Annotated in this window: 3 protein-coding genes; all 3 read left to right on the forward strand. The window is 63.9% G+C overall.

Annotated features, from left to right (window positions below):
* Positions 1-269, forward strand: a 269-nt coding sequence (locus AC1D00_RS38085) for a helix-turn-helix domain-containing protein (protein WP_477014217.1), incomplete at its 5' end; no start/stop codon positions are given.
* An 89-nt stretch (positions 270-358) separates the two neighbouring features.
* Positions 359-1,597, forward strand: a complete 1,239-nt coding sequence (locus tag AC1D00_RS38090) for an acyltransferase family protein (RefSeq protein WP_477014218.1) — start codon at positions 359-361, stop codon at positions 1,595-1,597.
* 55 nt (positions 1,598-1,652) lie between these two features.
* Positions 1,653-2,132: LLM class flavin-dependent oxidoreductase (locus tag AC1D00_RS38095; RefSeq protein ID WP_477014219.1), on the forward strand; the 480-nt coding region annotated here is incomplete at its 3' end.

Consider the following 2,132-nt stretch of genomic DNA (forward strand, 5'->3'; position numbering starts at 1 on the left):
ACGAAGGGCTGGGCTATCGCAACTTCAATGCGTTCCTGAACCGCTATCGCATCGAGGATGCGAAGGCCGCACTGTCCGATGCGACGCAACGGGAGGTCCCGGTGCTGACCATCGCCATGGATGCAGGCTTCCAGTCGATCGGACCGTTCAATCGCGCCTTCAAGGCCGAGACCGGCGTGACCCCGACCGAATTCCGGCGCGAGGCGCTGACCCCGCCGGAAACCGACTGCGATCCCGGGATCAGCCAGCCGCGCCGAGAAATCGGCTAGCCGATTTTTGGATCGGGCGAGAGGGCCGCGCCCCGATTGGGCAGACTGTCCGGCGAGAAACCCCTCACCAGCCAGCACGAGCCCCGTCCATGTCCCATTCGACCGCCGCCGCCCCCGCATCGGAACGATTGCACGCCCTTGATGCGCTCAGGGGCGGCGCCCTTCTGCTCGGCATCGTCCTGCACGCGGCAATGTCGTTCGTGCCCGCCACGCCCCGGTTCTGGTTCATCCAGGACACCAATCCAAGCCTCCTCCTGGGCCTGCTGACCTTCACCATCCACGTCTTCCGGATGACGACCTTCTTCCTGATGGCCGGTTTCTTTGCCCGCATGAGCTTCCATCGCCGGGGGAGCTGGGGCTTTGTCAGGGACAGGTTGCAGCGGATCGGGCTCCCGTTCGTGATCGGCTGGCCGATCGTGTTTACGCCTATGGCTCTGGTGGTCATCTGGGCCTCCGGCTTTCCCAATGGGGGTCCGACTTCCGGCATGCGCAATTGGCCGCCGGTGCTGCCGAATTTCCCCCTGACGCATCTCTGGTTCCTCTATGTGCTGCTGGAGCTCTACGTTGCGATGCTCCTGCTGCGCGGCGCAATTGTCTGGCTTGATGCCTCCGCCACGCTGCGAACGGTCATCGACCGTGTCTTCGCTGGGATCGTGCGAAGCCCGCTGGCCCCCCTGCTTCTGGCGATCCCGATCGGCATCGCTTTCTGTCTCGACGAGCGCTGGATCAATGTGATGGGGGTGAGGACCCCGGATCAGTCGCTCATCACCAACGCGCAGGCCTGGATCGGCTTCGGCACCGCCTTCGGGGTCGGCTGGCTGTTGCATCGGCAGGTCGATCTGCTGCGGCTGCTCGAGCGACGCTGGCTCCCGCATCTCCTGCTTGCGGTCGTGCTGATCCTGATCAGCTTCGTGCTCTCGGGTGTGATCCTGTCCGCGCCGGGTGCGCCGAAACTGCCCTTCAGCGCTGCCACGCTCAGGCTTGTCTCCGCGATCCTCTATGCACCGGCGATCTGGATCTCGACCTTCGCGGCCATCGGTCTCGCGCTTCGCTTCATGTCCGGCTTCAGCCCGATCTGGCGCTACCTCGCCGATGCGTCCTACTGGCTCTATCTGATCCACATGCCGATCGTGATGGCGCTGCAGGTCGTGCTGTCGCAACTCGACTGGCCCGGGCTGATCAAGTTTGCCGTCATTCTCGTCGTCGCAATTCCGGCGATGCTGGCAAGCTATCATTGGCTGGTGCGCTTCACCTTCATTGGTGCGATCCTGAATGGCCGCCGCGCCGTGCGGCGTGTTCTCCCGCAAGGCGGAATTGCGACTGCGTAGACAGCGCCGCCCCGCTCATTAAGATGCCGCAACAAAAATAAGCGGGAGAGGCGTCATGAAGTTCGGCATCTTCTATGAGCTGCAACTGCCGCGGCCCTGGGTGGCGGGCGACGAGCTCAAGCTCTACCAGAACGCACTCTCGCAGATGGAACTCGCCGACAAGCTTGGCTACGACCATGCCTGGGTCGTCGAGCATCACTTCCTCGAGGAATATTCGCACTCGCCCTCGCCGGAATCGTTCCTGGCCGCGGCGAGCCAGCGCACGAAGAACATCCGGCTCGGCCACGGCATTCTCCAGYTCACCACCAATCATCCCGCGCGCGTTGCCGAGCGCGTCGCGGTGCTCGACCTGCTCTCCAACGGCCGCTGCGAATTCGGCATGGGCGAGAGCGCCTCCATCACCGAGCTCGAACCGTTCGGCCGCGACATGGAGACCAAGAAGGAAGTGTTCGAGGAGGCCGTCGCCGCGATCTTCCCGATGTTCAGGGACGCCGGGTCCGAGCACCACGGCAGGTATTTCGACATCCCCTTGCGC

The organism is Bradyrhizobium sp. P2_E8 (genome assembly GCF_056403875.1).

What these genes read in the sequence shown, in the direction of transcription:
- AC1D00_RS38090 (WP_477014218.1), top strand. Translation starts at nt 359, where the DNA reads ATGTCCCATTCGACCGCCGCCGCCCCCGCATCGGAACGATTGCACGCC.